We start from the raw sequence: 26,635 nt of genomic DNA, 5'->3' as shown, positions 1-26,635 counted from the left end.
ACCCACCGCATTCGCGAGCAAGCCCGCTCCCACAGGGGATTTGTAGGGGTCAGTTGCTGGAAAGGCGATCCCCGCGCGCAAACTTCCAGGTGCGGATGATCTCCAGGCGGTCGATGTCCGACAAATCCCCGGTAAACGGCGCAAACGGCGCCGCCAGGCGCACGATGCGCTGGGCCGCCTGGTCCAGCAGCGGTTGCCCCGAGGATTCCAGCACCAGCACCTCGTACAGCGAACCGTCGCGGTTGATCGACACCATCAGGCGCAAATTGCCGTAGATCTGCTTGCGCCGGGCTTCATCGGGATAATTGAGGTTACCGATGCGCTCGACCTTCTTGCGCCATTCGTCTTTGTACCAGGCGCCCTTGTCGCGCATGGTCGAGGCGGCGCTCAGGCGGTGGATGCGCGGACGCTTGGCGTACAACTGTTGTTCGTGGGCCAGTTCCGCTTCCAGGCTGGCGATGTCGCTCGACAGTTGCTCGCTGTCAAACGTCGGCGCGGCCACCGCCGGTTTGGTGACAGGCTTGGGTTCTTCGGTCTTGGCGGCGGTTTTTTTCGGCTTCGGCGCGACGGTGGTCACGGCAGCCTTGGGCGCGGCCTCCTGCACTTCAGGCTTGGCGGCGGGCGGTGGCGTGACTTTCTGTACCTTGTTGTCCTGGAACGGCGCGATCTCGGTGGTCTTGGGGATCGCTTTTTTATCCAGGGTGCCGCTGCCCTGCTGATTCTCCTGGGCGAGAAAGTCAGCTTTTTCCGGCTTTTTTTCGCTCTTGAAGGTGGCGAGGGTGATTTCCAGGGTTTTGCTGATCTGCTTGGGCTCGACCATCGTAAAGCCGACACCCAGCAGCAGCGCCAGGTGCACCAGCGCCGCCAGGAACAGGGTAAAACCGAGGCGATCGGCCGGGCGCACGCCGTGGTGGGCGAGTTCGGGGGGCAGATCGGACGGGAGGGTCATGGCAGAAAAACCAACATCGCGTTTTCACAGGCCGCGCATGATAACGCAATGTTGGTTTGGCTTATCAACGGGCCTTGAGCTTCTGATCGATGGCATCCATCAGCAGGCCGCCGATGTCGGTGCCAAAGGCGTTGTCGATCTCGCGGATGCAGGTCGGGCTGGTGACGTTGATTTCCGTCAGGTGCTCGCCGATCACGTCGAGGCCGACGAACAGCAGGCCTTTTTCGCGCAGGGTCGGGCCGACTTGCGCGGCGATCCAGCGATCCTTTTCGGTCAGCGGACGGGCTTCGCCACGGCCACCGGCGGCCAGGTTGCCACGGGTCTCGCCAGCGGCGGGGATGCGCGCCAGGCAGTAGTCCACCGGCTCGCCGTCGATCATCAGGATGCGTTTGTCGCCATCCTTGATCGCCGGCAGGTAGGCCTGGCCCATGATCTGCTGGGCGCCGAGGGCGGTCAGGGTTTCGAGGATCACCGACAGGTTGGGATCACCGGCGCGGTGACGGAAAATCGAGGTCCCGCCCATGCCGTCCAGCGGCTTGAGGATCACATCGCCGTGTTGGGCCGCGAACTCGCGCAACACGTCGGCGCGGCGGCTGACCACGGTCGGCGGCGTGCACTGCGGGAACAGCGTGGCGAACAGTTTTTCATTGCAGTCGCGCAGGCTCTGCGGCTTGTTGACCACCAGCACGCCGGCGCTTTCGGCCTGTTCCAGCAAATAGGTGGAATAGACGAACTCCATGTCGAACGGTGGATCCTTGCGCATCAGGATCACGTTCAGATCACTCAGCGGCAGATCCTGCTCGGCTTCCAGTTCGAACCATTTTTCCGGGTTGGCGAACACTTTCAGTGGGCGCATCCGCGCCCGCGCCTGGCCCTCGCCCTGGTACAGGTCACGCTGTTCCATATAGAACAGTTCCCAGCCGCGCTTCTGCGCGGCCAGCAGCATGGCCAGCGAGCTATCCTTTTTATAGGAGATGCTGGCGATAGGGTCCATGACAATCCCGACGCGCACGCTCATGGGTCTTTCCTCGAAATTGGGGTGGCTTGATAGCGATCAAAAAGTGGCGTCAGAGTGGCGCTGAGTCTGTTCCCGGTCAAGGAAAAACCGCCGCCATGGCCGGTCGATAGATTGGAGTTGGAGACTGTGCTAAAAAGGCTGCCATATCGTGCCGGCCCTTAAGTATCAAGGGTTTCGCGCCTCCGGTTATCGGAAATGGACAATTTGATTCGCAAAGGCGACGGCAGAGCATTTATGGAACAGCATTCCAGCGCCTTGAAGGTCATGGTGATCGACGATTCGAAGACGGTTCGCCGCACCGCCGAAACGTTGCTCAAGAACGTGGGTTGTGAGGTCATCACGGCCATCGACGGTTTCGATGCCCTGGCCAAGATTGCCGACAACCATCCGGGCATCATCTTCGTCGACATCATGATGCCGCGTCTGGATGGCTATCAGACCTGCGCTTTAATCAAGAACAACAGTGCCTTCAAGTCCACGCCAGTGATTATGCTGTCGTCCAGGGACGGGCTGTTCGACAAGGCCAAGGGGCGCATCGTCGGCTCCGACCAGTTTTTGACCAAGCCTTTCAGCAAGGAAGAACTGCTGAACGCGATCCAGGCCCATGTTCCGGGCTTCGCCGCCGTTTTGCCGCAGTAAGACACGTACAGTGACGCTCGGCCAGCGGGCCTTGCGTCGACAAGAATGGGGAAGACCATGGCACGTATTCTGATCGTCGATGATTCGCCGACTGAAATGTACAAACTGACCGGCATGCTGGAAAAGCACGGTCATGAAGTATTGAAAGCCGAGAACGGCGCGGACGGCGTGGCCCTGGCCCGCCTGGAAAAACCCGACGCCGTGCTGATGGACATCGTCATGCCGGGCCTCAACGGGTTCCAGGCGACCCGTCAGTTGACCAAGGACCCGGAAACCGGGCACATCCCGGTGATCATCATCACCACCAAGGATCAGGAAACCGACAAGGTCTGGGGCACGCGCCAGGGCGCCCGGGATTACCTGACGAAGCCGGTCGACGAAGAGACCCTGCTCAAGACCCTGAACAACGTGCTGAACGGTTGATCGTCCGGCCATGACCGAGTCGCTGACGGCTTTCGAACTGCTGCTGCAGATCGACCAGCGCTGTCGCCTGTTGGCGGCCGACTTGCCGTCCCAGCCAACCCGGCAGGACAGCTGGAGCGGCATCGGCTTTCGCCTCGGCGATCACTGGTACGTCGCACCGATGGGCGAAGTCAGCGAAGTGCTGCACGAACCGCGCTTCACCCAGGTGCCGGGGGTCAAGTCCTGGGTCAAGGGCGTGGCCAACCTGCGGGGGCGCTTGCTGCCGGTCATCGATCTGTGCGGCTTCGTTGGCTATGAGCTTTCGGCGCCGCGCAAGCAGCGGCGGGTGTTGGTGGTCGAGCATCAGGAGGTGTTCGCCGGGTTGATCGTGGACGAGGTCTTCGGCCTCCAGCATTTTGCCCGGGGCAGCCAGCAACCTGTCCCGGCAGATGACGTACCGGGGCCGATGTCGACGTTTGTCGACGGCTGCTTCCAGCGCGAACAGACCTGGCGGGTGTTCAGCCCGTTTGCGCTGGCGCGCTCGCACGGTTTCATGAACATCGCGGTGTAGGCACGGACCTTTGTGGGAGCGGGCTTGCTCGCGAAAGCGGTCATTCATTCAGCATGGATGTCGACTGACCCACCGCATTCGCGAGCAAGCCCGCTCCCACAGGGTTTTTCGGCAAGGTTTGAAAGGTGTGGGTTAACAGGCGAAGACCGATGATAAAAGCTAAAACAGGCAAGCCAATGGAAGGGTCGCGCAGTCGTTCGCAGATCATCGCGCTGTTCATCGCGCTGATCGTTTTCATCATGCTGTTGTTCGCCAACTTCGCGTACCTCAACACCCAGGCCACGTACGACAAGCAGTACATCGGTCATGCCGGCGAGCTGCGCGTGCTGTCCCAGCGTATTGCCAAGAACGCCACCGAAGCCGCCACCGGCAAGGCCGCGGCGTTCAAGCTGCTCAGCGATGCGCGCAACGATTTTGCCCAGCGCTGGGGCTACCTGAAAAAGGGCGACCCTTCCACCGGCCTGCCCCCGGCCCCGGCGGCCGTACGCCCGGAAATGCGCGCCGTGCAGATGGACTGGGAACGCCTGCTGAAAAACACCGACGCCATCCTCTCCAGCGAGCAGACCGTGCTGTCGCTGCACCAGGTGGCCGCGACCCTGGCCGAAACCGTGCCGCAGTTGCAGGTCGAGTACGAGAAAGTCGTGGAAATTCTCCTGCAACGCGGTGCTCCGGCTGCCCAGGTGGCCATGGCCCAGCGCCAATCGTTGCTGGCCGAGCGCATCCTGGGGGCGGTGAACACCGTGTTGTCCGGCGACGAAAGCTCGCAACAGGCGGCCGACGCCTTCGGTCGCGATGCGGCGCGTTTCGGCCAGGTGCTCAACGGCATGCTTCAGGGCAATGTGGCGCTGCGGGTCAGCCAGGTCGAAGACCGTGATGCGCGGGCGCGGTTGATGGAGATTTCCGAGCTGTTCGAATTTGTCTCCGGCTCCGTGGATGAAATCCTCGAGACGTCGCCGGAGTTGTTCAAGGTCCGTGAGTCGGCCACCAACATTTTCAGCCTGTCGCAAACCCTGCTCGATGAAGCCTCGCACCTGGCCGGCGGTTTCGAAAACCTCGCCGGCGGGCGCAACACCGACACCATCGGCGGCTATGTGCTGGGCCTGGCGGCGCTGATGTCGATCATCCTCATCGGGCTGGTGATGGTGCGCGAAACCAACCGGCAGCTGCGCGAAACCGCCGAGAAGAACGAGCGCAACCAGAACGCGATCATGCGTCTGCTCGACGAAATCGAGGACCTGGCCGACGGCGACCTGACCGTCACCGCCTCGGTGACCGAAGATTTCACCGGTACCATTGCCGACTCCATCAACTATTCCGTGGACCAGCTGCGCGATCTCGTGGCGACCATCAACCTGACGGCCGGGCAGGTCGCCGCCGCCGTGCAGGAAACCCAGGCCACCGCCATGCACCTGGCGCAGGCTTCGGAGCATCAGGCGCAGCAGATCTCGGAAGCGTCCACCGCGATCAACGACATGGCCGAATCCATCGATCAGGTGTCGGCCAATGCCGCCGAATCCTCGGCGGTGGCCGAGCGCTCGGTGGAAATCGCCAACAAGGGCAACGAGGTGGTGCACAACACCATCCACGGCATGGACAATATTCGCGAACAGATTCAGGACACCGCCAAGCGGATCAAGCGCCTGGGCGAGTCTTCCCAGGAAATTGGCGACATTGTCAGCCTGATCGATGACATCGCCGATCAGACCAACATCCTGGCCCTCAACGCGGCGATCCAGGCGTCCATGGCCGGTGATGCCGGGCGCGGTTTTGCGGTGGTCGCCGACGAGGTGCAACGGCTGGCAGAGCGTTCCTCGGCCGCGACGCGGCAGATCGAGACCCTGGTGCGGGCGATCCAGACCGACACCAACGAAGCGGTGATTTCCATGGAGCAGACCACCACCGAAGTGGTGCGCGGTGCTCGCCTGGCGCAGGATGCCGGTGTGGCCCTGGAAGAAATCGAAGGGGTCTCCAAAACCCTCGCGGCGCTGATCCAGAGCATTTCCAATGCCGCCCAGCAACAGACGTCGTCTGCCGGGCAGATTTCCCTGACGATGAACGTGATCCAGCAGATCACTACGCAGACCTCGTCGGGCTCCACCGCCACCGCCGAGAGCATTGGCAACCTGGCGAAAATGGCCAGCCAGCTGCGGCGCTCGGTGTCGGGCTTCACCTTGCCGGCCACCAAGCCGCCGGTGACCGACAATGCTTGAACCGCCCGCGGGCACATGCAATTTGACTGACGCAACGTGACTGAAGCGAAAACTGGAGTGGTTATGGGTGATCGGCACGACTATGTGGCCCTCGAATGGGTCAAAGGCGAGATTGCCGAAACGCTGAAGCAGGCTCATCACGCGATCGAAACCCAGCTTGATGATCCGCAGGCGACGCACGCCCTGAGCGATTGCCTGGCGTGCATCCATCAGGTTCACGGCAGTTTGCAGATGGTCGAGTTCTACGGCGCGGCCCTGCTCGCCGAAGAGATGGAGCAACTGACCGCCGCCTTGCAGGACAATCGCGTCAGCCATCGTGACGAAGCGCTGCACCTGATGCTGCAAGCCCTGGGGCAATTGCCGACCTACCTCGACCGGGTCCAAAGCGCCCGTCGCGACTTGCCGCTGGTGGTACTGCCGTTGATCAACGACCTGCGCAGCGCCCGGGGTGAAAGCCTGCTGTCGGAAACCAGCCTGTTCAGCCCGCAGTGGCCGGACCTGCCGCCCCTGGGCCCGGAATCGCTGGCGCTGCTGGAACCGGCGGAGCTGCCGAATGTGCTGCGCAAGTTGCGGCAGATGTTGCAGATGGCCCTGGTCGGCTTGCTGCGCGAACAGGATGACGACACCCACCTCGGCTACCTGGCCAAGGTGTTTTCCCGCCTCGAAAGCCTGTGTGGCCAAGCGCCCCTGAGCCCGTTGTGGCAGGTCGCTTCGGCGCTGGTCGAAGGCATGCGCGCCGGTGTGATCGCTAACAGCCCGGCTTTGCGCAGCCTGTTCAAGGACGCCGACAAGGAACTCAAGCGCCTGCTCGAACAGGGCATGGCCGCGATCAATCAGCCGGCGCCGCCGGAGTTGCTCAAGAGTTTGCTGTTCTACATTGCCAAGGCCGAACACCCCACCGGGCAGATGCTGACCATGAAAGATCGCTACGCACTGGACGACGCGCTGCCCGACAGCGCGATGGTCGATGAAGAACGTGCCCGGCTGGCCGGCCCCGACCGCGATGCCATGCGTTCGGTCCTGGCGGCGCTGTGTGAAGAGCTGGTGCGGGTCAAGGAGCGCCTGGACCTGTTCGTGCGCAGCGACCGGCAACACACCTCGGATCTCGACAGCCTGCTCGCGCCGCTGCGGCAAATCGCCGACACCCTGGCGGTGCTGGGTTTCGGCCAGCCGCGCAAGGTCATCATCGATCAGCTGGCGGTGGTGCTGAGCCTTGCCCAGGGCCAGCGCGCGCCCGATGACGCCATCCTCATGGACGTCGCCGGGGCCCTGCTCTACGTCGAAGCGACCCTGGCCGGCATGGTCGGCACCGTGGAGCCCGAAAGCCAGGAAGAAGGCCGCCTGCCAACCACCGACCTGACGCAGATCCACCAGATCGTGATCAAGGAAGCGCGTATCTGCCTGCAACAGGCCAAGGACATGATCGTCGACTACATCGACGCCGACTGGGACCGCCAGCACTTGCAGGCGCTGCCGGCCTTGCTGACCCAGGTCCGTGGCGCGCTGGCGATGATTCCGCTGAGCCGGGCGGCGAGCCTGATCGAGACTTGCAATCACTTCATCCGCGAACACCTGCTGCTCGATCCGGGTCAACCCGGCTGGCAGGAACTGGACAGCCTGGCCGACGTCATCGCCAGCCTTGAGTACTACCTCGAACGCCTCAACGATGACCCCGAGGCGCCCGGTGAGCAGCTGCTCGACATCGCCGAAGCCAGCCTGGCGTCCCTCGGCTTTTACCCCCGTGAACTGCATGTGCCGATGCTTGAGGATGTGCTGAGCCCCGGCGAAGCGCAGACCCTGCAACAGCAGCAGGCACTGGATGCCGAGGCGGTCGCCCAGACCCTGGCCGATGTCATGGCCAGCCCGGTCTCCGCCCTCAACCCACCCGCCCTGACCACGCCAGGCAGCCTGTTGCCGCCGCCCCCCGGTGAAGAGCCGGTGGACGATGAATTGCGCGAAGTCTTCCTCGAAGAAACCGACGAGGTGCTGGAAATCCTGCGCGAGTATTTGCCGCGCTGGTCGATCAATCCCGATAACCGCTCGGCACTGAGTGAACTGCGCCGGGCCTTCCATACCCTCAAGGGCAGTGGCCGGATGGTGCGCGCCCTGGTGCTTGGCGAACTGGCCTGGGCGGTGGAAAACCTGCTCAACCGTGTCCTGGAAAACAGCGTGGAGCCGGGCGCCACGGTGCAGCAGCTGATCGGCGAAGTGCTGCAAGTGCTGCCGGAACTGGTGGCCGAATACGCCGCCAATGCCCAGCGCCAGCGCAACGATGTCGACCAGTTGGCCGCCCGCGCCCATGCCCTGGCCAAGGGCGATGAACCGGCCTGCGACGAAGATACTCAAGACGTCACGGCGCTCGATCCGCTGTTGCTGGAGATCTTTCGCAAAGAAGCGCAAACCCACCTGGGCAGTCTCAATCGCTTCCTCGACCAGGCCGCCGAACACGTGCCGTTGCCGGCCAGTGACGAGTTGCTGCGCGCCTTGCACACCCTCAAGGGCAGTGCGTCGATGGCCGGGGTCTTGCCGATTGTCGAGCTGGCCGCGCCGCTGGACCAGCTGGCCCGGGAGTACAAGGCCCACCAGATCGCCCTGGACCTGGACGAGGTCGAAGTGTTGCTGGAAGCCGAAGGCCTGTTACGTCTCGGCCTGCGGCAGCTCAAGAGCGATCCGTTGGCTGAGATCCCCCATGCCGGCGCGTTGATCGGGCGGGCCCAGGCGTTGCTGGCCGAACGTCTGCAAAGCCACTTCGATGCGCCGAGCAGCGGCCTGCGGATCAAGCGTGACCCACAGTTGATCAACAACTTCCTGGCCCAGGGCATGGACATCCTGCTGGACGCCGAAAGCCTGTTGCAGCGTTGGCAGCAGCACCCCGGCGAGCGTCAGGAACTCAGTGCGCTGCTGGACGAATTGACCACCCTCGGCGAGGGCGCGCACCTGGCCGATCTGCATCCGGTGGATGAACTCTGCGAAGCCCTGCTCGACCTCTACGGTGCCGTGGAAGAAAGCAGCCTGGCCGTCAGCGAGACGTTTTTCCACGAGGCGCAAAGTGCCCACGAAGCGCTGATCAACATGCTCGACGAACTGGCTGCCGGGCAGGAAGTCAGCCCGCGCCCGGATCGGGTTCGTGCCTTGCACGGGCTGCTCGACGAAAGCCTCGACCCATCGGCCATGGGCCTGATCCGCAGCGACGGCAGCCGCTCCCTGAGCATCCGCGACCTGGCTGACGCCACCGCTGAACTCGAAAACACGCAATCCCCTGTAGGCGCGAGCCTGCTCGCGATGGACGCTAACAATGACGCGTTGCCATTGGAAAAACGCGGCGCCATTGAGCCCATCGCGAGCGAGTTCGCGCCTACAAGGGATCGGGAACTCGACGACGAAATCGTCTCGATCTTCCTCGAAGAAGCGGTGGATATCCTCGACAGCGCCAACCAGGCCTTGCAACGCTGGCTCGCCGAACCACAAAACGCCGCGCCGCTGTCCTCCCTGCAACGCGACCTCCACACCCTCAAGGGCGGCGCGCGGATGGCCGAGGTCGAGCCGGTCGGTGACCTGGCCCATGAACTGGAAAGCCTGTACGAAGGCCTGGTGGACCGCCGCTATTCCTACAGTGGTGCGCTGGCGCAATTGCTGCAGCACAGCCATGAGCGGTTGGCGCAGCTACTTGAGCAGTTACAGCGCTACCGTCCGCTGGACGATCCCGGTGAACTGATCGAGGCGATTCGCGCCTTCCGCCAGGGGCACGCCGGCCACGCCGACGTCATTGAGCCGGCGGCGAGCAACGACTCGGCGCATCACGACAGCGAGCTGCTGGATATCTTCCTCGAGGAAGGTTTCGACATCATCGAAAGCTCCGGCGCGGCGCTGGTGCGCTGGCAGGCCGAACCGGCGAACCGCCAGGAAGTGGAAACCCTGCTGCGTGACCTGCACACCCTCAAGGGCGGCGCGCGCATGGTCGAGATCGCCCCGATCGGCGATCTGGCCCATGAGCTGGAATTTCTCTACGAAGGGTTATCCACCGGCGCCTTCAAGCCCTCGGCTGCCTTGTTTGAATTGCTGCAACGCAGCCATGACCGATTGGCGCAAATGCTCGACGCGGTCCGCGCCGGGGAACCGCTGCCACCGGCCGACCGCTTGCTCGATGCGATCCGGAATTTCAGCCACCCGACGGTGACTGAAGCCCCGGCGCCCGTCGCGCTGCCGGCGGCGGGAAAAACCGAAACGCCGCCGCTGCAAGCGGATGCCGGTGCGGACATGGTCAAGGTTTCAGCGGAACTGCTCGACGACCTGGTCAACCTGGCCGGCGAAACGTCGATCTTCCGTGGCCGGATCGAGCAGCAGGTCAGCGATGCCCAAGTGGCCCTTAACGAGATGGAAACCACCATCGAGCGGATGCGCGACCAGCTACGCCGCCTCGACACCGAAACCCAGGGGCGGATTCTCAGTCGCCAGCAAGTCGACGCCGAACGCCTGGGATACGAAGAGTTCGACCCGTTGGAGATGGACCGTCACTCGCAATTGCAGCAATTATCGCGGGCGTTGTTCGAGTCTGCCTCCGACTTGCTGGACCTCAAGGAAACCCTCGACCGGCGCAATCAGGACGCGGAAAACCTGTTGCAGCAACAGGGGCGCATCAACACCGAATTGCAGGAAGGCCTGATGCGCACGCGCATGGTGCCGTTCGAACGGATGCTGCCGCGCTTGAAACGCATCGTGCGTCAAGTCTCCGAGGAGTTGGGCAAGGACGTTGAATTTCTCGTCGGCAACGCCGAAGGCGAGATGGATCGCAACGTGCTCGAACGCATGGCGGCGCCGCTGGAACACATGTTGCGCAACGCCGTGGACCACGGTCTTGAGTCCGCCGAGGTGCGTGTCGCGGCGGGCAAGCCGGCGCAAGGGCGGATCAGCCTCGAGCTGTTGCGCGAAGGTGGCGACATCATTTTCGATATCCGCGACGACGGCGCCGGCGTGCCGCTGGACGCCGTGCGGCGCAAGGCAATCAAGCGTGGTTTGCTCGATCCCGACAGTGAGATCAGCGACCGCGACGTGTTGCAGTTCATCCTGCAGCCGGGTTTTTCCACCGCCGAGAAAATCACCCAGATCTCCGGGCGCGGCGTCGGCATGGACGTGGTGCATGAAGAAGTGCGGCAGCTGGGCGGCAGCATGAGCATCGACTCGGTGCCGGGGCAGGGCGTGCATTTCCGCATCCGCCTGCCGTTCACCGTGTCGGTCAACCGCGCGCTGATGGTGCAATGCTTTGATGACCAGTACGCGATCCCGCTGAACACCATCGACGGCATCGTCCGCGTGCTGCCCAACGAACTCGAAGGGCATTACCGTCTTGATCCCCCGACCTATGAATACGCCGGGCAACGTTATGAACTGTGCTACCTGGGTGAGCTGCTGAAAACCAGCCCACGGCCGAAACTGTTGGGCCAGAGCCTGCCGTTGCCGGTGTTGCTGGTGCAGTGCAACGAACGGCATGTCGCGGTGCAGGTCGATGCCATGGCCGGTACCCGCGAGATCGTGGTCAAGAGCCTTGGCCCGCAGTTCGCGGCGGTGCAGGGCGTGTCCGGGGCGACGATCCTGGGGGATGGCCGGGTGGTGCTGATCCTTGATCTGCTGGCGCCGATCCGCGCCCAGGCCCATGTGCCGCAGCGCACGCAGCACCATGACCACGAATTCGAAGCGCAGAAGCCGCTGCTGGTGATGGTGGTCGACGACTCGGTCACGGTGCGCAAGGTCACCAGCCGCTTGCTCGAACGCCACGGCATGAACGTACTGACCGCCAAGGACGGTGTCGACGCCATGCTGCTGCTCGAAGAGCACCTGCCCGACATCATGCTGCTGGACATCGAAATGCCGCGCATGGACGGCTTCGAAGTGGCGGCGCAAGTGCGCGGCGACGAGCGCTTGCAGCACCTGCCGATCATCATGATCACTTCCCGCACCGGCCAGAAACACCGCGACCGGGCCATGGCCCTCGGCGTCAACGATTACCTTGGCAAGCCCTATCAGGAGTCGGTACTGCTCGAAAGCATCGCCCACTGGAGCAAACACCATGCTTGAGCGAAGCCTCAACCAGCGCAACATCAACCTCACCGGCCTGCTGCTGCCTTTGGCCGACCGCCACCTGATCCTGCCCAACGTCGCGGTCGCCGAGCTGATCGATTACCAGCCGGCGGCGTTCGACCTCGACAGCCCGCCGTGGTACCTCGGGCGAGTGACCTGGCGCAATCGGCAGATTCCCTTGCTCAGTTTCGAATCGGCGTGCGGCAACAAAATCGTCATCGGCGAGCGCGTGCGAATCGTCATCCTCAATGCGCTCGGTGGCCGGCCGGAGCTGAAGTTCATTGCGATGCTGGTGCAGGGGATTCCGCGGTCGTACAAGCTCGACAGTCAGTTGAGCTATGTGGATGTGCCGTTGTGTTCGCTGGAACAGGCGGCGGTGCAGGTGGCGGATCAGGTGGCGAAGGTGCCGGATTTGCTGGCGCTGGAGGAGTTGTTGGTGAATGCCGGGCTAACCTGACTGGCCCCTTCGCGAGCAAGCCCGCTCCCACAGGTTTTGCGCACGCCGCCTAACCATTGTGGGAGCGGGCTTGCTCGCGAAGGCGGCCTCCAATTCACCGCAGACCTGCCTACTAAACCTTGGCCTCAGCCATCACCTCATGATGATCCAACGCCCGCTCCACCAACAAATGCACCCATCATCCAGCAACTGGCGAAGCTGCACGTTGAAGATTCCCAAAAAGGGACCTATCGTTCCCTTTTTGGGACTTGTCGGTCATCGCCGTGAATAAAATACCGCTCAGTGAAGCCCTGTTCACCGCCACCCAGCAAAAAGTGCTGGGCCTTTTGTTCGGCAAACCTGACCGAAGCTTTTACGCCAACGAGATCGCCCGCTGGGCGCAAGTGGGCAAAGGCAGCCTCATGCGCGAACTGGATCGCCTGCAACGGGCGGGAATTCTGATCATGACTCGCTTGGGGAATCAGACCCACTACCAAGCCAATCCCGACTGCCCGATCTATGCCGAACTGCTGGGCATCACCCGCAAAACCTTCGGTATTGCCGAACCCTTAATCGATGCACTGCAACCCTTCGCCGAACAACTCACATGGGCCTTTGTTTACGGGTCCATTGCCAAGGATCAGGCCAACGCATCCAGTGACATTGACCTCATGCTGATCGGTGAAAGCCTGCACTACAGTGAAGTGATGGAACGGCTCTTGCCTCTGGAAGAGCACCTGGGCCGCACCCTCAACCCGACGCTCTACACCCCTGAAGACTGGGCCACAAAACTGGCGGCCGGAAACAGCTTCGTCATGCGGGTAGTGCAGCAGGACAAGATCAACCTGATGGGTGAAAACCCTTTGGAGTCCAAGGATGGGCAGCAACGAGAATCTGGAGAATTTGTTACGTAGTGGTGGATTAAAGGCCGAGCCGCCGGATCGCAAGGAATGCGAAGGCTTGATGCGTTCGGCAATGGATCGTTTGAAGGACGCGCAAACTGCATCTCTTTCCTTCGCAAGCCGATTCGATCTGGCTTACAACGCTGCTCATGGTCTTGCGCTGACCGCTTTGCGTTTGAGTGGTTTTCGTTCGGACAAGCGCTATTTGGTATTCCAGTGCCTGGTCCATACCGCCGATGTCAGCAAAGTACAGGTTCGGTTGTTCGCCCTCTGTCATGAGCGGCGAAACCTGGCTGAGTACGAAGGGTATATGGATGAAGATGAGGCTTTGCTGGCACAGTTGCTGGAAAGCGCTGCGCAGCTTCTGGCTCGGGTACAGGAGCAGATGGGCGAGTTGTGATATTCCATGAGGCTCAAATTCTCGGAGCCTTTTTGGCCTCTTCGCGAGCAGGTTTTGTGTACACCGCCAATCCACTGTGGGAGCGAGCCTGCTCGCGAAGGCGTCAGTCCTGACAACCATTAACTTGAGCGTAACAATCCACCACTGCGCTTGATTGATCCCCCCCACCCAACCCTCCTACTGTGACCCCACGACAGCGAACCCCGTGGAGTGGTCATGACAACAACAATATCCCCCGACTCACGATGGACGCGGCGGCGCAGCGAGAAGCAGCGGCGCCTGGCGTTGGTCAAGGACCTTGCCGATGGTGTGGTGTTGCCCACCGAGAACATCGTGGCGGCGCTGGAGGCGTTGATTCTGCCCGGCGATCGTGTGGTGCTCGAAGGCAACAACCAGAAGCAGGCGGATTTTCTCTCGCGCTCCCTGGTCAAGGCCGATCCGGCCAAGCTCCACGACCTGCACATGATCATGCCCAGCGTCGGTCGCGCCGAGCATCTGGACCTGTTCGAGCGCGGCATCGCCCGCAAGCTCGATTTTTCCTTCGCCGGCACCCAAAGCCTGCGCATCAGCCAGTTGCTGGAAGATGGCCTGCTGGAAATCGGTGCGATCCACACCTACATCGAACTCTATGCGCGACTGGTCGTGGACCTGATTCCCAACGTCGTGCTCTCGGCCGGTTTCATGGCCGACCGCGCTGGCAACATCTACACCGGGCCGAGCACCGAAGACACTCCCGCACTGATCGAGCCAGCGGCCTTCAGCGACGGTATCGTCATCGTCCAGGTCAACCAGTTGGTGGACGATGTCAGCGATCTGCCCCGCGTCGACATTCCCGCCTCCTGGGTCGATTTCGTGGTGGTGGCCGACAAGCCGTTCTACATCGAGCCACTGTTCACCCGCGACCCACGGCACATCAAGCCGGTGCACGTGTTGATGGCGATGATGGCGATTCGCGGGATCTACGAAAAACATAATGTGCAGTCGCTCAACCATGGCATTGGTTTCAATACCGCTGCCATCGAGCTGATCCTGCCGACCTACGGCGAATCCCTCGGCCTGAAAGGCAAGATCTGCCGCAACTGGACCCTCAATCCACACCCGACGCTGATCCCGGCGATTGAAAGTGGCTGGGTCGAAAGCGTGCATTGCTTCGGCACTGAATTGGGGATGGAAAACTACATCGCCGCCCGCCCTGACGTGTTCTTCACCGGGCGTGACGGCTCGCTGCGTTCCAACCGGATGTTCAGCCAACTGGCCGGGCAATACGCGGTGGACCTGTTCATCGGCGCCACGCTGCAAGTCGATGGCGACGGTCATTCATCTACTGTGACTCGCGGACGCCTGGCCGGTTTTGGCGGGGCGCCGAACATGGGTCACGACCCGCGTGGGCGTCGCCACGGCACACCGGCCTGGCTCGATATGCGTCATACCGACGCCGCCGAACCGATGCTCGAACGCGGCAAAAAACTCGTAGTGCAAATGGTCGAGACCTTCCAGGAAGGCGGCAAACCGACCTTCGTCGAAACCCTCGACGCGGTGGACGTGGCGAAGAAGAGCGGCATGCCACTGGCGCCGATCATGATCTACGGCGACGACGTCACCCACCTGCTGACCGAAGAAGGCATCGCCTACTTGTATAAAGCGCGCTCGCTGGAAGAGCGTCAGGCAATGATCGCCGCCGTCGCCGGGGTGACCGCCATCGGCCTGCGCCACAACCCCAAAGACACTGCGCGCATGCGCCGCGAAGGCCTGATCGCCTTGCCCGAAGACCTCGGCATCCGCCGCACCGACGCCACCCGCGAACTGCTCGCCGCGAAAAGCGTGGCCGATCTGGTGGAGTGGTCCGGTGGCCTCTACAACCCGCCCGCCAAATTCAGGAGCTGGTAATGCACGCATTCAACCTGCAACCGAAAACCCTGAGCCTGGCCGAACGGCTGGCGGACCTGGCGGTGGACGCGCTGATCGATGAAGCGGACCTGTCGCCGAAACCGGCACTGGTCGACCGTCGTGGCAATGGCGCACATACCGATTTGCACCTCGGGCTGATGCACGCCTCGGCGCTGGCCCTGTGGCCGGCGTTCAAGGAAATGGCCGAGGCCGCCATCGAGATCGGCGAGATCGGCTTGCCGCTGCGTGAAGCCATTGGCCTGATCGGTCGTGAGGGCGAACAAGCCATGCTCGCCACCACGAATGGCGTGAATACCCATCGCGGCGCGATCTGGGCCCTGGGCCTGCTGGTCGCTGCCGTGGCCCTTGAGCCTCAAGCCAACACCGCTGGCGCGATCGCTTTGCGCGCTGCTCGCCTGGCCTTGCTGGATGACCGTTATGCGCCGCGTCCACTGAGCCACGGCGCGCAAGTCGCCCAGCGTTATGGCGCTCGCGGTGCCCGTGAAGAAGCGCAACTCGGCTTTCCCGCCGTTACCCAGCGTGCGCTGCCACAACTCAAACGCAGCCGGGCTCTAGGGCATGGCGAACAGAACGCCCGACTCGATGCGCTGCTGGCGATCATGACGGAACTGGCCGACACCTGCGTGTTGTACCGCGCCGGCGAAGATGGCCTGAGCACCATGCAGCTCGGCGCCCAAGCGGTACTCGATGCAGGCGGCAGCGCCAGCCTCACCGGCCGTCGCCGCCTGCACGAACTCGACCAACAACTCATCGCATTGAATGCCTCGCCCGGTGGCGCTGCCGACCTGCTCGCCGCCTGCCTGTTCATCGACCGAATCGAGTCGGGCGAGCGCCTCATTCAGGGAGCTTTTTGATGGAAACCTTATCCTTTGAATTCCCCGCCGGGCAGCCGCCACGCGGTCGCACGCTGGTGGGTTGTGTCGGCTCGGGCGATCTGGAAGTGCTGATCCAGCCGGGCCAGCCCGGCAAGCTGACCATCACCGTGCAGACCTCGGTCAACGGCAGCGAACAACGCTGGCAGCATCTGTTTGCGCGGATGTTCGACGGCCAGACACCGTCGGCCATGGACATCGATATCCATGATTTCGGCGCCACCCCCGGCGTGGTGCGCCTGCGCCTGGAACAGGGCTTCGAGGAGATCGGCCATGACTGACAGCGCCGCGTTGCTCAACAAGCACAGCTTCATCGAACTCGGCGCCCGGCAGCGGGCGAAAGCCTTGCTCGATGCCGGCACCTTTCGCGAATTGCTCGACCCGTTCCAGCGCATCATGTCGCCGTGGCTCGCCCGTCAAGGCGTGGTGCCACAAGCCGACGACGGCGTGGTGATCGCCAAGGGCAGCCTCGACGGTTTGCCGGTGGTGATCGCCGCCATCGAAGGCGCGTTCCAGGGCGGCAGCCTCGGTGAAGTCGGCGGCGCGAAGATCGCCGGCGCGCTGGAGCTGGCCGCCGAAGACAACCGCAACGGCATCCCGACCCGCGCCGTGCTGCTGCTGGAAACCGGTGGCGTGCGTTTGCAGGAAGCCAACCTCGGGCTGGCGGCGATTGCCGACATTCATGCGGCGATTGTCGAGCTGCGCCAGTACCAACCGGTGGTAGGCGTAGTGGCGGGCAGCGTCGGTTGCTTCGGCGGCATGTCGATTGCGGCGGGATTGTGCAGTTACCTGCTGGTGACCCAGGAAGCGCGCCTCGGCCTGAACGGTCCGCAAGTGATCGAACAGGAAGCCGGGCTGGATGAATACGATTCCCGTGACCGGCCCTTCATCTGGAGCCTGACCGGAGGCGAGCAACGCTTTGCCAGCGGGCTGGTGGATCGCTACGTCGCCGATGACGTGGCGCAGATCCGCCAGCAAGTCGGCGAGTTGCTCCAGCAAGGTTTGCCAACGCAGCAGCGCAGTGCTCAGGCCGATCTGTACCTGCAACGGCTGGCGCGCCTGGATGCCGAACCGCAAATCGAGCCGGCCACGGTTCGCGACCTGTACCAAGGAGAGCGCTCATGAGTTCGTATTCCCTCAGGGGCTTGCACTGGTTCGACGCCTTGAGTGGCGATGCCAAACCGGTCTATGGCCTACCTGCTTCATTGAAAGTGGCCGATGGTTTTTTGGGTGAACAACCCGCACGGTTTCTCGCCGTGGTGGCCGATCCCGCCAACCGTTTCGCCCGCGCGCGCAATGGCGAGGTCGGTCTGCTAGAAGGCTGGGGTTTGGCCAAGGCTGTTGATGAAGTCATTACGGCTGATCAAGGCAAATCGGAAAAACGCGCACTGATCGCCATCGTCGACGTGCCGAGCCAGGCTTATGGCCGCCGCGAAGAAGCCCTCGGCATTCATCAGGCCCTGGCCGGGGCGGCAGACAGTTACGCCCGCGCTCGCCTGGCCGGGCATGCGGTGATCGGTTTGCTGGTGGGCAAGGCGATGTCCGGGGCGTTTCTGGCCCATGGGTATCAGGCCAATCGGCTGATCGCCCTGCGTGATCCGGGCGTGATGGTGCATGCCATGGGCAAGGCCTCGGCGGCGCGAGTGACGCTGCGCAGTGTCGAGGAGCTGGAAACCCTGGCCGCCAGCGTGCCACCAATGGCCTACGACATCGACAGCTACGCCAGCCTCGGCCTGCTCTGGGAAACCTTGTCGGTGGAACAGATCGAGCAGCCAACCGCCAGCGATGTGAATCGTGTGACGGAGTGTCTGACCCAGGCCATTGGCGATGTCGCCGAAAAAGGCCGCGACCTGAGCAGCCGCCTGGGCGCGAGCAACCGCGCGGCGTCGAGCCATGTGCGCCAGCTGCTGAGAGAGCAGTGGTGAGCACGCTGATAGCCCACGACCTGCTCTGGGGGATGACCCCGGAGCAGCTGCCTGCGGATGCGCCTGCTTGGGCGGTCGAATCGATCCGTGCCGGGCAGCCGGTGGTGGTGCGGCGTGCGGTGTCGGCGGCGGGGCAGATCGCAGTGGGTGTCCGTGGACGGTTGCGTGAGCAGCGGTTTGCAGCGTCGATGGCGATCACCTCGGTTTCGCGTCGGGTGCGTCCGGAGCAACTCTGTCATGTCGATATCGACCGGGATTTGCCGGCGGTTCGCGCACTACGGCAATTGCGCCCGTTGCTCGACGGTTATGGTTGGATCTGGGGTGTCAGCGGCAGCGCCGGGTTCGAACTGGCCAGTGGGTTTACGGCGCTGCATGAGGGCAGCGATCTCGACCTGATATTGCGTACTCCGCAACCATTGGCCCGAGCTCAGGCTCGGGATTTGGTGGCGTTGCTCGATGCTGTGGAGTGCGTGGTGGACATGCAATTGCAGACGCCTTTGGGTGCAGTCGCCTTGCGCGAATGGGCCGGTGCTTCGCCACGCGTCTTGCTCAAAAATGCTCATGAAGCCTGTCTGGTGATTGATCCGTGGAACCCGCAGGAGCAAGCAGCGTGAGCAGCTTGCTGGTGTTCCCGGGCCAGGGCGCGCAGCAGCCGGGCATGCTCCAGCGTGTGCCAGGCGAAACCCTGAGCGAAGCCAGCGATGTGCTCGGTGAAGATGTCTCGCTGCTGGATTCGGCCCAGGCGCTGCAATCGACAAGGGCCGTGCAGCTTTGCCTGTTGATTGCTGGCGTGGCGGCTTCCCGGCAGTTGGCGATGCCGGCCGATTACGTCGCTGGATTGTCCATCGGTGCCTACCCGGCCGCGGTGGTGGCCGGCGCCTTGGATTTCAGCGATGCGCTGCACCTGGTCAGCCTGCGCGGTGAGCTGATGCAGCAGGCTTATCCGAAGGGCTATGGCATGACCGCGATCATCGGCCTCGATCTGGCGACGGTGGAAGGCTTGCTGGCGCAGGTTCACCGCGATGATTCGCCGGTGTACCTGGCCAACATCAACGCCGATAACCAGGTGGTGATTGCCGGCAGTGACAATGCGATGAAAGCGGTGGCCGCGTTGGCGAAAGATCGCGGTGCGGGATTGGCCAAGCGTCTGGCGGTGAGTGTGCCTTCACACTGTCCGCTGTTGGAAACACCTGCGAAAACCCTGGCTGAAGCCTTCGCCAGCGTAAAGCTGCATACCCCGAAAATCGGCTACCTGAGCGGCAGCCGTGCCCGGCCCGTCAACAACGCCGAAGCCTTGCGCGACGACCTGGCTTTCAACATGTGCCGCGTGGTGGATTGGCGCGGCACGGTACAAAGCGCCTACGAGCGCGGCGTACGTCTACAGATCGAACTGCCGCCCGGTGCGGTGCTGAGCGGGCTGGCGCGCCGGGTGTTCGAGCACGGCACCGTGATCGCTTTCGACGGTGCCCGGCTCGATACCCTGCAGGCGCTGTTGCGTGAGGAGGGAGCCCGCCAACTCTAGATCACCCGACTTAAGGCCTTCGAACAACAAAAACAACATTCGACGATGCACTTTGAGGACGACAACAATGATTATTTACGGTGTGGCGCTGCTGGCGATCTGTACGCTGGCAGGGGTGATCATGGGTGACATGCTTGGCGTGTTGCTGGGTGTCAAATCCAACGTCGGCGGGGTGGGGATCGCGATGATCCTGCTGATCTGCGCACGGCTGTGGATGCAAAAACGTGGCGGCATGACCAAGGATTGCGAAATGGGCGTCGGCTTCTGGGGCGCCATGTACATCCCGGTGGTGGTCGCCATGGCGGCGCAACAGAACGTGGTCACGGCCCTGCACGGCGGCCCGGTGGCGGTGCTGGCGGCGATCGGTTCGGTGGTGGTCTGCGGCTGCACCATTGCCTTGATCAGCCGGACCCACAAAGGCGAACCCTTGCCCGATGAACCGGCGGAAATAACGCCACTCGGCACGCCAGCAGGAGGTCGCTGATATGTGGGATCTCATCGAAAAAGGTCTTGAACACAACGGCCTGGTCACTGCATTTGCCTTCGTCGGCGTGATCATGTGGGTGTCGGTCATTCTTTCAAAACGCCTGACCTTCGGGCGCATTCACGGCTCGGCGATTGCCATTGTCATCGGCCTGGTCCTGGCCTGGGTCGGCGGCACCCTGACCGGTGGACAGAAGGGCCTGGCGGACCTGACGCTGTTCTCCGGCATCGGCCTGATGGGCGGTGCGATGCTGCGGGACTTCGCCATCGTCGCCACGGCCTTCGAAGTGCAGGCCACCGAAGCGAAAAAGGCCGGGTTGATCGGCGTGATCGCGCTGCTGCTGGGCACGGTGCTGCCGTTCATTGTCGGTGCTTGCCTGGCCTGGGCGTTCGGCTATCGCGATGCGGTGAGCATGACCACCATCGGTGCCGGTGCGGTGACGTACATCGTCGGCCCGGTGACCGGTGCGGCGATTGGCGCGAGCTCGGATGTGATGGCGTTGTCGATTGCCACCGGGTTGATCAAGGCGATTCTGGTGATGGTCGGCACGCCGATGGCGGCGCGCTGGATGGGCCTGGATAACCCGCGTTCGGCGATGGTGTTTGGCGGGTTGGCCGGGACGGTCAGCGGGGTGACGGCGGGGCTGGCGGCGACGGATCGGCGGTTGGTGCCTTACGGGGCGCTGACGGCGACGTTCCATACCGGGCTTGGGTGTTTGCTGGGGCCATCGGTGCTGTACTTCATTGTTCGCGGGATTGTGGGTTAAGCCATTGGATTATTGTTGAATGAACTGACGTCTTCGCGAGCAAGCCCGCTCCCACATTTGACTGCATTCCAATGTGGGAGCGGGCTTGCTCGCGAATGGCAGCGACTCGGTCCTAAGCATGGCGATTGGCATACATCCGACACTCCGCCAGCAGCGCCAGAAGATTCGGATCGCGCTCCTTGGCCTTCAAAAACACCACGCCGATGTGTTGCTGCATCCGATACTTCGCCTGCAACGGAATCAGCTTCACGCGGTTCTCGTACACCGCCGCAATCCTTCCCGGCAGCAACGCATAACCGACGCCTGAACTGACCATGCTCAGCAAGGTAAAGATGTCGTTGACCTGCATCGCCACCTTCGGCTCGAACCCTGCCTGGCTGAATACCCGATTGCTGTCCTGATGGGTGGCGAAGCCCTGGGTCAGGGTGATGAAGGTTTCTTCACGGACCTCGGCCAGGTCGACTTCAGTTCTGTGGGCGAATGTCGAATCGGCCGGCGTGGCCAGGAAGATGTCGTCGGAAAACAGCTCAATATGCTCCAGGTCCGGGTCGTTGATGCTGTCGTCCAGGGACACCAGGATCGCGTCGACTTCCATGTTCTTGAGCTTGTACAGCAGGTCGAAATTCGAGCCGAGAATCAGGTCGATGTTGAGTTCGCTGCGACGGATTTTCAGGCCCATGATCAATTGCGGCACCGTCTTCACCGTCAGTGAATACAGCGAACCCAATTTGAAACGCTCAGCGGAAAACCCGGCCGCCTCGCGGGTCAGGCGCACGCTTTCGACCACGTCCTGAATCAGCTTCTGCGCCCGTTCCTCCAAGACGTAGGCACTCTCCAGGGGTGTCAGGTTACGGCCTTCGTGCTTGAACAGCGGGCAACGCAGGGCGCTTTCCAGCGAGTGGATCGCGCGGTGCACACTGACGTTGCTGGTCTGCAATTCGGCGGCGGCCCGGGCCAGGTTGCCGGTGCGCATGAAGGCCAGGAACACCTCGAGTTTTTTCAGGGTCAACTCTTCATCGATCAGCATGGGGCGGACTCTTATTCGAATGGTTCGATTGTGCCCGGTATTGGCCGGCCTTTGGTAGGCGCTGCCGAAGGCTGCGATCTTTTGATTGTGATCTTGATCTTGAACGCTAAAGATCGCAGCCTCGTTGCACTCGGCAGCTCCTACGGCCTTGCGTGTTGCGGCAACGATTTTCGAGGGGTAGGCAAGCGATGTATCACGGGGAAAGACTGAACGCCTGGACGCATCTGGTCGGGGCGGTGGCGGCGTTTGTCGGAGGGGTGTGGCTGATCGTCGTGGCCAGCCTGGACGGCAATCCGTGGAAAATTGTCAGCATGGCGATCTACGCCTTTACCTTGCTGGTGCTGTACAGCGCGTCGACCGTGTACCACAGCGTGCGCGGGCGCAAGAAAGCGATCATGCAAAAGGTCGATCACTTCTCGATCTACCTGTTGATCGCCGGCAGCTACACGCCGTTCTGCCTGGTGACCCTGCGCGGACCCTGGGGCTGGACATTATTCGGGATTGTCTGGGGGCTGGCGCTGATCGGCATCCTGCAAGAGATCAAGCCGCGCTCGGAGGCGCGCATCCTGTCGATCGTGATTTATGCGGTGATGGGCTGGATCGTGCTGGTGGCGGTCAAGCCGTTGTTGGCGGCACTGGGTGGCGCCGGGTTTGCCTGGCTGGCGTCGGGCGGGGTGTTGTACACCGTGGGCATTGTCTTTTTTGCCCTGGACCACCGACTGCGGCATGCCCACGGGATCTGGCATTTGTTCGTGATCGCCGGGAGTTTGCTGCACTTCGTGGCGATTTTGTTTTATGTCCTGTAGATCTCCGTGTGGCTCTACCTGTGGGAGCGGGCTTGCTCGCGAAGGCGCAGTGTCAGTCGACATCCATGCTGGCTGACCTGCTGCCTTCGCGAGCAAGCCCGCTCCCACACTAGATTCGTGTCTTTATCAGGTGATCCAGCTGGGCCTGGGCCCGGCGGCTGAAGATGTTCAGCAGGTCATTCAAGGTGTGAGGCGGTGGTTCGTCGGCACGGGTCACGGCGTACAGGGTGATGGGCAATGGCGGCGCGAGCGGGCGAATCGTCGTCGCGGCGGGAGAGGCGCCGAGGGCCGTGAACGGGTCAATCACCGCCAGCCCGGCCCCGGATTCCACCATGGCCCGCGCCAGTGAATAAGTTTGCACGGCGATGCGCACCCGGGGAGGCGGCTCGACCGCTTCGAGGTAGCTGTCGAGCCGGGCGGCCAATGGGTCGGCGCTGGACAAGCCAATCAGGGGCGCATCGGCCAAGGCCATCAACGGCAGCGGCTGGCCGATGTCTTCGTCTGCCCAATAACCCTTCGGCGCCAACGCCACCAACACGCCTGCAGCCAAGGCCTGGGCCTTCAATGCCGGATGATCCGGTCGTTGCAGCGTCAGGGCGACATCCACCTCGCGCATCAGCAGGTTTTGCACCAGTTCGCGGCTATGGGCGCTGGACAGTTCGCAGGCGATGTCCGGGTAGCGCCCGGTCCATTCGTGAATGGCCGGCGGCAGCAACGACAGGGCCAGCGCCGGGGTAGCGCCGATGCGCAGGCTGTGGCCGGGCTCGCGGCGCAGGCTCTGGGCCAGGCGTCGCACGCCTTGCAGGCTTTCGCTGACCTTGTCGACTTCGCGCTCCAGTTCCAGCGCTTCCGGTGTCGCCTGCAACTTGCCGCGTATGCGCAAGAACAGTGGAAAACCCAATTGCTGCTCGGCGTGTTGCAGCACTTTGGTCACCGCCGGTTGCGAGACGTGCAGTAATTGCGCGGCGGCGCTGATCGAGCCGGTCTGGCGGATGGCCTGGAAAATTTCGATGTGGCGAAGGCGCATGGCGAGTCCATAACCTTTGTTTATGGGTTGAGCATCTTTATTCATTGTCCGGCGCCTGTCACCTGGCTCTAACCTCGGTTTCGTCTTCACAACGGTTTTAAGGACGGACATGGCTCAGCGTGTGTGCATCATCGGTGGCGGCGTGATTGGCCTGGCAACGGCTTATGCGCTGGTGCGCGACGGCTTCGAGGTGACAGTGATCGAGGCTCGGGACGCGCTGGGACGCGAAACCAGTTTTGCCAACGGCGGCCAGCTCTCTTATCGCTACGTCGCGCCACTGGCCGATGCGGGCGTGCCGTTGCAGGCGATTGGCTGGATGCTGCGCGGCGATTCGCCCTTGAAGCTGCGCCCGCGCCTGGACCCGGTGCAATGGCGCTGGATGGCCTCCTTCCTGGCGGCCTGCCGCGGTTCGGTCAACCGTGAAAACGCCGCGCACCTGTTGCGTCTGGCGTTGTTGAGCCAGGACACGTTGAAAGACTGGCGTGAGGACGATGGGCTGGCCGGCTTCAACTGGCGGCGCAATGGCAAGCTGGTGACCTTCCGCAACGGCGGCAGCTTCGAACATGCACGCAAAAGCCTGGCCGATCCGCAACAGCAACACGTGCTGTCGGCTGCCGAGTGTGCGGACCTTGAACCAGCCCTGGCGGATGCCCCCTTTGTCGGCGCGATCTATACGCCGGACGAAGAGGTCGGCGATTGCCATGCGTTCTGCCAGCTATTGGCCGCGCGGTTGAAAGCCTCCGGTCGTTGCGAATTTCGCCTCGGCCAGACGGTGACCGGCATCCGCCACAGCAACGGCGCGGTCAGCGCCATTGAATTGGGCAACGAAGTGCAACCGGTCGAGCACCTGGTGATTGCCGCCGGTCACCGCAGCCCGCTGCTGGCGTTGCCCGGCCTGCGCCTGCCGCTGTATCCACTGAAGGGCTACAGCCTGACCGTGCCGATTGGCGCCGGCCACCGGGCGCCGGACGTGAGCATCACCGATTACGACCGCAAGATCGTCTACGCACGCATCGGCGAGCAATTGCGGGTGGCGGCCATGGTCGACATCGTCGGTTTCGACCCGGCTGTCGATCCGGAGCGCCTGGCCCTGATCAAGCGTCAGGCCCGCGACACCTTTCCCGACGCCGGCGACTACGAGGCCGCCGTGGAGTGGGCCGGCATGCGCCCGGCGACGCCCAGTGGCGTGCCGTTGCTGGGGGCCACGGCGTATCGCAACCTGTGGCTCAATCTTGGCCACGGTGCGTTGGGCTTTACCCTGGCGTGCGGCAGCGGCCGGCTGCTCAGCGAGCTGATCGGCCAGCGTCAACCTTCCATCGACCTGCACGGTTTCAATCACCGGGCGGCTTGAATTCCATTCTGAAAAGGACATTGCCATGACCATTACCCGACTGCACAGCAACTCGCGCCTGTCTGGCGCCGTGACCTTTGGCGACCTGGTGTTTCTCTCCGGCCAGGTGCCGGGCGATGCCCTGGACGCCGGCGGCCAGACCCGCGAAGTGCTGGCGAAAATCGACGCCTTGCTGGCCGAGGCCGGCAGCGACAAGGATCACTTGCTCAGCGCGACCATTTACCTGAAAAACATTACCGAGGATTTTGCCGCGATGAACGAGGTCTGGTCGGCCTGGCTATCGCCGGGACAGGCCCCGAGCCGCACCACGGTGCAGGCCGAACTGGCGCGACCGCAGGTGCTGGTGGAAATCACCGTCACCGCCGCCCGAATCTGAAAAACACACCCACAAGGGAGAATAACAATGCAAAAAATCACGTTGCTCGGCTGCACCCTTGGGCTGTTGCTCGGCAGTCAGGTCCAGGCCAATGAGGCCCCGCTGACCGGCACCTTGAGCAAGATCGCCAATGGCAACAGCATCACCCTGGGCTATCGCGATGCATCGGTGCCGTTCTCTTATGTGGGGGATCACAGCGGTAAGCCGATGGGTTATTCGGTGGAGCTGGCGGGCAAGATTGTCGAGCGCATCCAGCAGCAACTGGCGCTGCCGGACCTCAAGGTGAAATACAACCTGGTGACCTCGCAGACCCGTATTCCGCTGGTGCAGAACGGCACCGTGGACCTGGAATGCGGCTCCACCGGGGTGACCGCCGAGCGGCAGAAGCAGGTGGCGTTCTCCTACGGCTTTATCTACGTGAAGGGCCAGTTGCTCACTGCGAAGGACAGTGGCATCAAAAGCTTTGCCGACCTGCGCGGCAAGAACGTGGTGACCACCGCCGGCACCACCAACGAGCGCTTTCTGAAAAGCTACAACGTCGACAACAAGATCGATATGTTCGTGATCAGCGCCAAGGACCATGGCGAAGCTTTCCAGATGCTGCAATCGGGTCGCGCCGCGGCGTTTTACATGGATGACGCGCTGCTCTACGGCGAGCGCGCCAAAGCCCATGATCCGCACAAGTGGGTGGTGGTCGGGGAGGAGCAGTCGCGGGAAATCTACAGCTGCATGGTGCGCAAGGACGACCCGCAATTCCTGGCGCTGGTGAACGGTGTGCTGGGCGATCTGTATAGCTCGGGCGAAATCAACGGCATTTACCGGCGCTGGTTCGAACAGCCGATTCCGCCGAAAGGCTTGAACCTTGAATTCCCGATGACGAGTGAGCTCAAGGCGATCATTGCCAAGCCGGTGAGTGATCCGGTGCAGTAGCCTCTAGAACGCGTCGCGGCCATTCGCGAGCAAGCCCGC

At 62.7% G+C, this 26,635-nt stretch carries 25 protein-coding genes; 21 read left to right on the top strand and 4 right to left on the bottom strand.

Annotated features, from left to right (window positions below):
* Positions 1 to 49 precede the first annotated feature (49 nt).
* Entirely contained in the window at positions 50 to 949 is a 900-nt protein-coding gene (locus tag F8N66_RS30780; RefSeq protein WP_150773654.1) for an energy transducer TonB, read from the bottom strand.
* A 64-nt stretch (positions 950 to 1,013) separates the two neighbouring features.
* Positions 1,014 to 1,967 (bottom strand): glutathione synthase, encoded by a 954-nt coding sequence (gene gshB, locus F8N66_RS30775; protein ID WP_150773653.1) that lies wholly within the window; start codon positions 1,965 to 1,967, stop codon positions 1,014 to 1,016.
* A 234-nt stretch (positions 1,968 to 2,201) separates the two neighbouring features.
* Between gshB and pilG the strand changes: the two genes are divergently transcribed.
* From pilG to madM, 17 genes are all read left to right on the top strand, one after another.
* Positions 2,202 to 2,606 (top strand): twitching motility response regulator PilG, encoded by a 405-nt coding sequence (gene pilG / locus F8N66_RS30770; protein ID WP_150773716.1) that lies wholly within the window; start codon positions 2,202 to 2,204, stop codon positions 2,604 to 2,606.
* Positions 2,607 to 2,663: 57 nt separating this feature from the next.
* Entirely contained in the window at positions 2,664 to 3,029 is a 366-nt protein-coding gene (gene pilH, locus F8N66_RS30765; RefSeq protein WP_150773652.1) for a twitching motility response regulator PilH, read from the top strand.
* A gap of 10 nt (positions 3,030 to 3,039) precedes the next feature.
* A complete protein-coding gene (locus tag F8N66_RS30760; RefSeq protein WP_150773651.1) occupies positions 3,040 to 3,579 on the top strand; it encodes a chemotaxis protein CheW in 540 nt (179 codons plus the stop codon).
* Positions 3,580 to 3,728: 149 nt separating this feature from the next.
* Positions 3,729 to 5,789, top strand: a complete 2,061-nt coding sequence (locus F8N66_RS30755; protein WP_150773650.1) for a methyl-accepting chemotaxis protein — start codon at positions 3,729 to 3,731, stop codon at positions 5,787 to 5,789.
* Between the two features lie 63 nt (positions 5,790 to 5,852).
* Positions 5,853 to 11,861 (top strand): Hpt domain-containing protein, encoded by a 6,009-nt coding sequence (locus tag F8N66_RS30750; protein ID WP_150773649.1) that lies wholly within the window; start codon positions 5,853 to 5,855, stop codon positions 11,859 to 11,861.
* On the top strand, positions 11,854 to 12,321 hold the full coding sequence (locus tag F8N66_RS30745) for a chemotaxis protein CheW (protein WP_150773648.1): 468 nt from the start codon (positions 11,854 to 11,856) through the stop codon (positions 12,319 to 12,321). Before F8N66_RS30750 ends, F8N66_RS30745 begins: the two co-directional genes overlap by 8 nt.
* A gap of 263 nt (positions 12,322 to 12,584) precedes the next feature.
* On the top strand, positions 12,585 to 13,214 hold the full coding sequence (locus F8N66_RS30740) for a transcriptional regulator (protein ID WP_150773647.1): 630 nt from the start codon (positions 12,585 to 12,587) through the stop codon (positions 13,212 to 13,214).
* On the top strand, positions 13,177 to 13,602 hold the full coding sequence (locus tag F8N66_RS30735) for a hypothetical protein (RefSeq protein ID WP_150773646.1): 426 nt from the start codon (positions 13,177 to 13,179) through the stop codon (positions 13,600 to 13,602). Before F8N66_RS30740 ends, F8N66_RS30735 begins: the two co-directional genes overlap by 38 nt.
* A gap of 216 nt (positions 13,603 to 13,818) precedes the next feature.
* The gene (mdcA, locus tag F8N66_RS30730; protein WP_150773645.1) at positions 13,819 to 15,489 is read left to right on the top strand and encodes a malonate decarboxylase subunit alpha; all 1,671 of its coding nucleotides are present in this window, start codon (positions 13,819 to 13,821) and stop codon (positions 15,487 to 15,489) included.
* Complete coding sequence (locus F8N66_RS30725) at positions 15,489 to 16,364, top strand: triphosphoribosyl-dephospho-CoA synthase (RefSeq protein WP_150773644.1); 876 nt, start codon at positions 15,489 to 15,491, stop codon at positions 16,362 to 16,364. Before mdcA ends, F8N66_RS30725 begins: the two co-directional genes overlap by 1 nt.
* Positions 16,364 to 16,663 (top strand): malonate decarboxylase subunit delta, encoded by a 300-nt coding sequence (locus F8N66_RS30720; RefSeq protein WP_077048439.1) that lies wholly within the window; start codon positions 16,364 to 16,366, stop codon positions 16,661 to 16,663. Before F8N66_RS30725 ends, F8N66_RS30720 begins: the two co-directional genes overlap by 1 nt.
* Entirely contained in the window at positions 16,656 to 17,507 is an 852-nt protein-coding gene (locus F8N66_RS30715; protein ID WP_150773643.1) for a biotin-independent malonate decarboxylase subunit beta, read from the top strand. The genes F8N66_RS30720 and F8N66_RS30715 overlap by 8 nt, the downstream gene beginning before the upstream one ends.
* Positions 17,504 to 18,307: a biotin-independent malonate decarboxylase subunit gamma gene (mdcE, locus tag F8N66_RS30710; protein ID WP_150773642.1), complete on the top strand. Its 804-nt coding sequence runs from the start codon at positions 17,504 to 17,506 to the stop codon at positions 18,305 to 18,307. The genes F8N66_RS30715 and mdcE overlap by 4 nt, the downstream gene beginning before the upstream one ends.
* The gene (locus F8N66_RS30705; protein ID WP_150773641.1) at positions 18,301 to 18,921 is read left to right on the top strand and encodes a malonate decarboxylase holo-ACP synthase; all 621 of its coding nucleotides are present in this window, start codon (positions 18,301 to 18,303) and stop codon (positions 18,919 to 18,921) included. The genes mdcE and F8N66_RS30705 overlap by 7 nt, the downstream gene beginning before the upstream one ends.
* Positions 18,918 to 19,829 carry a malonate decarboxylase subunit epsilon gene (gene mdcH / locus F8N66_RS30700; protein ID WP_150773640.1) on the top strand — a complete coding sequence of 304 codons (912 nt, stop codon included), beginning with the start codon at positions 18,918 to 18,920 and terminating at the stop codon, positions 19,827 to 19,829. Before F8N66_RS30705 ends, mdcH begins: the two co-directional genes overlap by 4 nt.
* A 67-nt stretch (positions 19,830 to 19,896) precedes the next feature.
* Positions 19,897 to 20,313, top strand: coding sequence for a malonate transporter subunit MadL (madL, locus tag F8N66_RS30695; protein WP_150773639.1), 417 nt, complete (start codon positions 19,897 to 19,899; stop codon positions 20,311 to 20,313).
* Position 20,314: 1 nt separating this feature from the next.
* Positions 20,315 to 21,079 (top strand): malonate transporter subunit MadM, encoded by a 765-nt coding sequence (gene madM, locus F8N66_RS30690; protein WP_150773638.1) that lies wholly within the window; start codon positions 20,315 to 20,317, stop codon positions 21,077 to 21,079.
* Positions 21,080 to 21,191: 112 nt separating this feature from the next.
* Here madM and F8N66_RS30685 read toward each other — a convergent pair whose 3' ends face one another.
* On the bottom strand, positions 21,192 to 22,106 hold the full coding sequence (locus F8N66_RS30685; RefSeq protein WP_150773637.1) for a LysR substrate-binding domain-containing protein: 915 nt from the start codon (positions 22,104 to 22,106) through the stop codon (positions 21,192 to 21,194).
* Positions 22,107 to 22,294: 188 nt separating this feature from the next.
* Between F8N66_RS30685 and trhA the strand changes: the two genes are divergently transcribed.
* Positions 22,295 to 22,912 carry a PAQR family membrane homeostasis protein TrhA gene (gene trhA, locus F8N66_RS30680; RefSeq protein ID WP_150773636.1) on the top strand — a complete coding sequence of 206 codons (618 nt, stop codon included), beginning with the start codon at positions 22,295 to 22,297 and terminating at the stop codon, positions 22,910 to 22,912.
* Positions 22,913 to 23,021: 109 nt separating this feature from the next.
* Here the strand turns inward: trhA and F8N66_RS30670 are convergent, their stop codons facing one another.
* Positions 23,022 to 23,939, bottom strand: coding sequence for a LysR family transcriptional regulator (locus tag F8N66_RS30670; RefSeq protein WP_150773635.1), 918 nt, complete (start codon positions 23,937 to 23,939; stop codon positions 23,022 to 23,024).
* A 109-nt stretch (positions 23,940 to 24,048) separates the two neighbouring features.
* Here F8N66_RS30670 and F8N66_RS30665 point away from each other — a divergent pair, with 109 nt between their 5' ends.
* From F8N66_RS30665 to F8N66_RS30655, 3 genes are read left to right on the top strand one after another with little or no spacing between them, the layout of a single operon-like run.
* Entirely contained in the window at positions 24,049 to 25,290 is a 1,242-nt protein-coding gene (locus F8N66_RS30665; protein WP_150773634.1) for a D-amino acid dehydrogenase, read from the top strand.
* Positions 25,291 to 25,315: 25 nt separating this feature from the next.
* On the top strand, positions 25,316 to 25,666 hold the full coding sequence (locus F8N66_RS30660; protein ID WP_150773633.1) for a RidA family protein: 351 nt from the start codon (positions 25,316 to 25,318) through the stop codon (positions 25,664 to 25,666).
* Positions 25,667 to 25,693: 27 nt separating this feature from the next.
* Positions 25,694 to 26,596, top strand: coding sequence for a transporter substrate-binding domain-containing protein (locus F8N66_RS30655; RefSeq protein ID WP_150773632.1), 903 nt, complete (start codon positions 25,694 to 25,696; stop codon positions 26,594 to 26,596).
* Positions 26,597 to 26,635: the final 39 nt, after the last annotated feature.

The sequence above is a fragment of the Pseudomonas fluorescens genome, assembly GCF_902498195.1.
Taxonomy (GTDB): domain Bacteria; phylum Pseudomonadota; class Gammaproteobacteria; order Pseudomonadales; family Pseudomonadaceae; genus Aquipseudomonas; species Aquipseudomonas fluorescens_BU.
The sequence above is the reverse complement of the archived record's forward strand: the minus strand, read 5'-3'. Positions and strand labels throughout refer to the sequence as shown.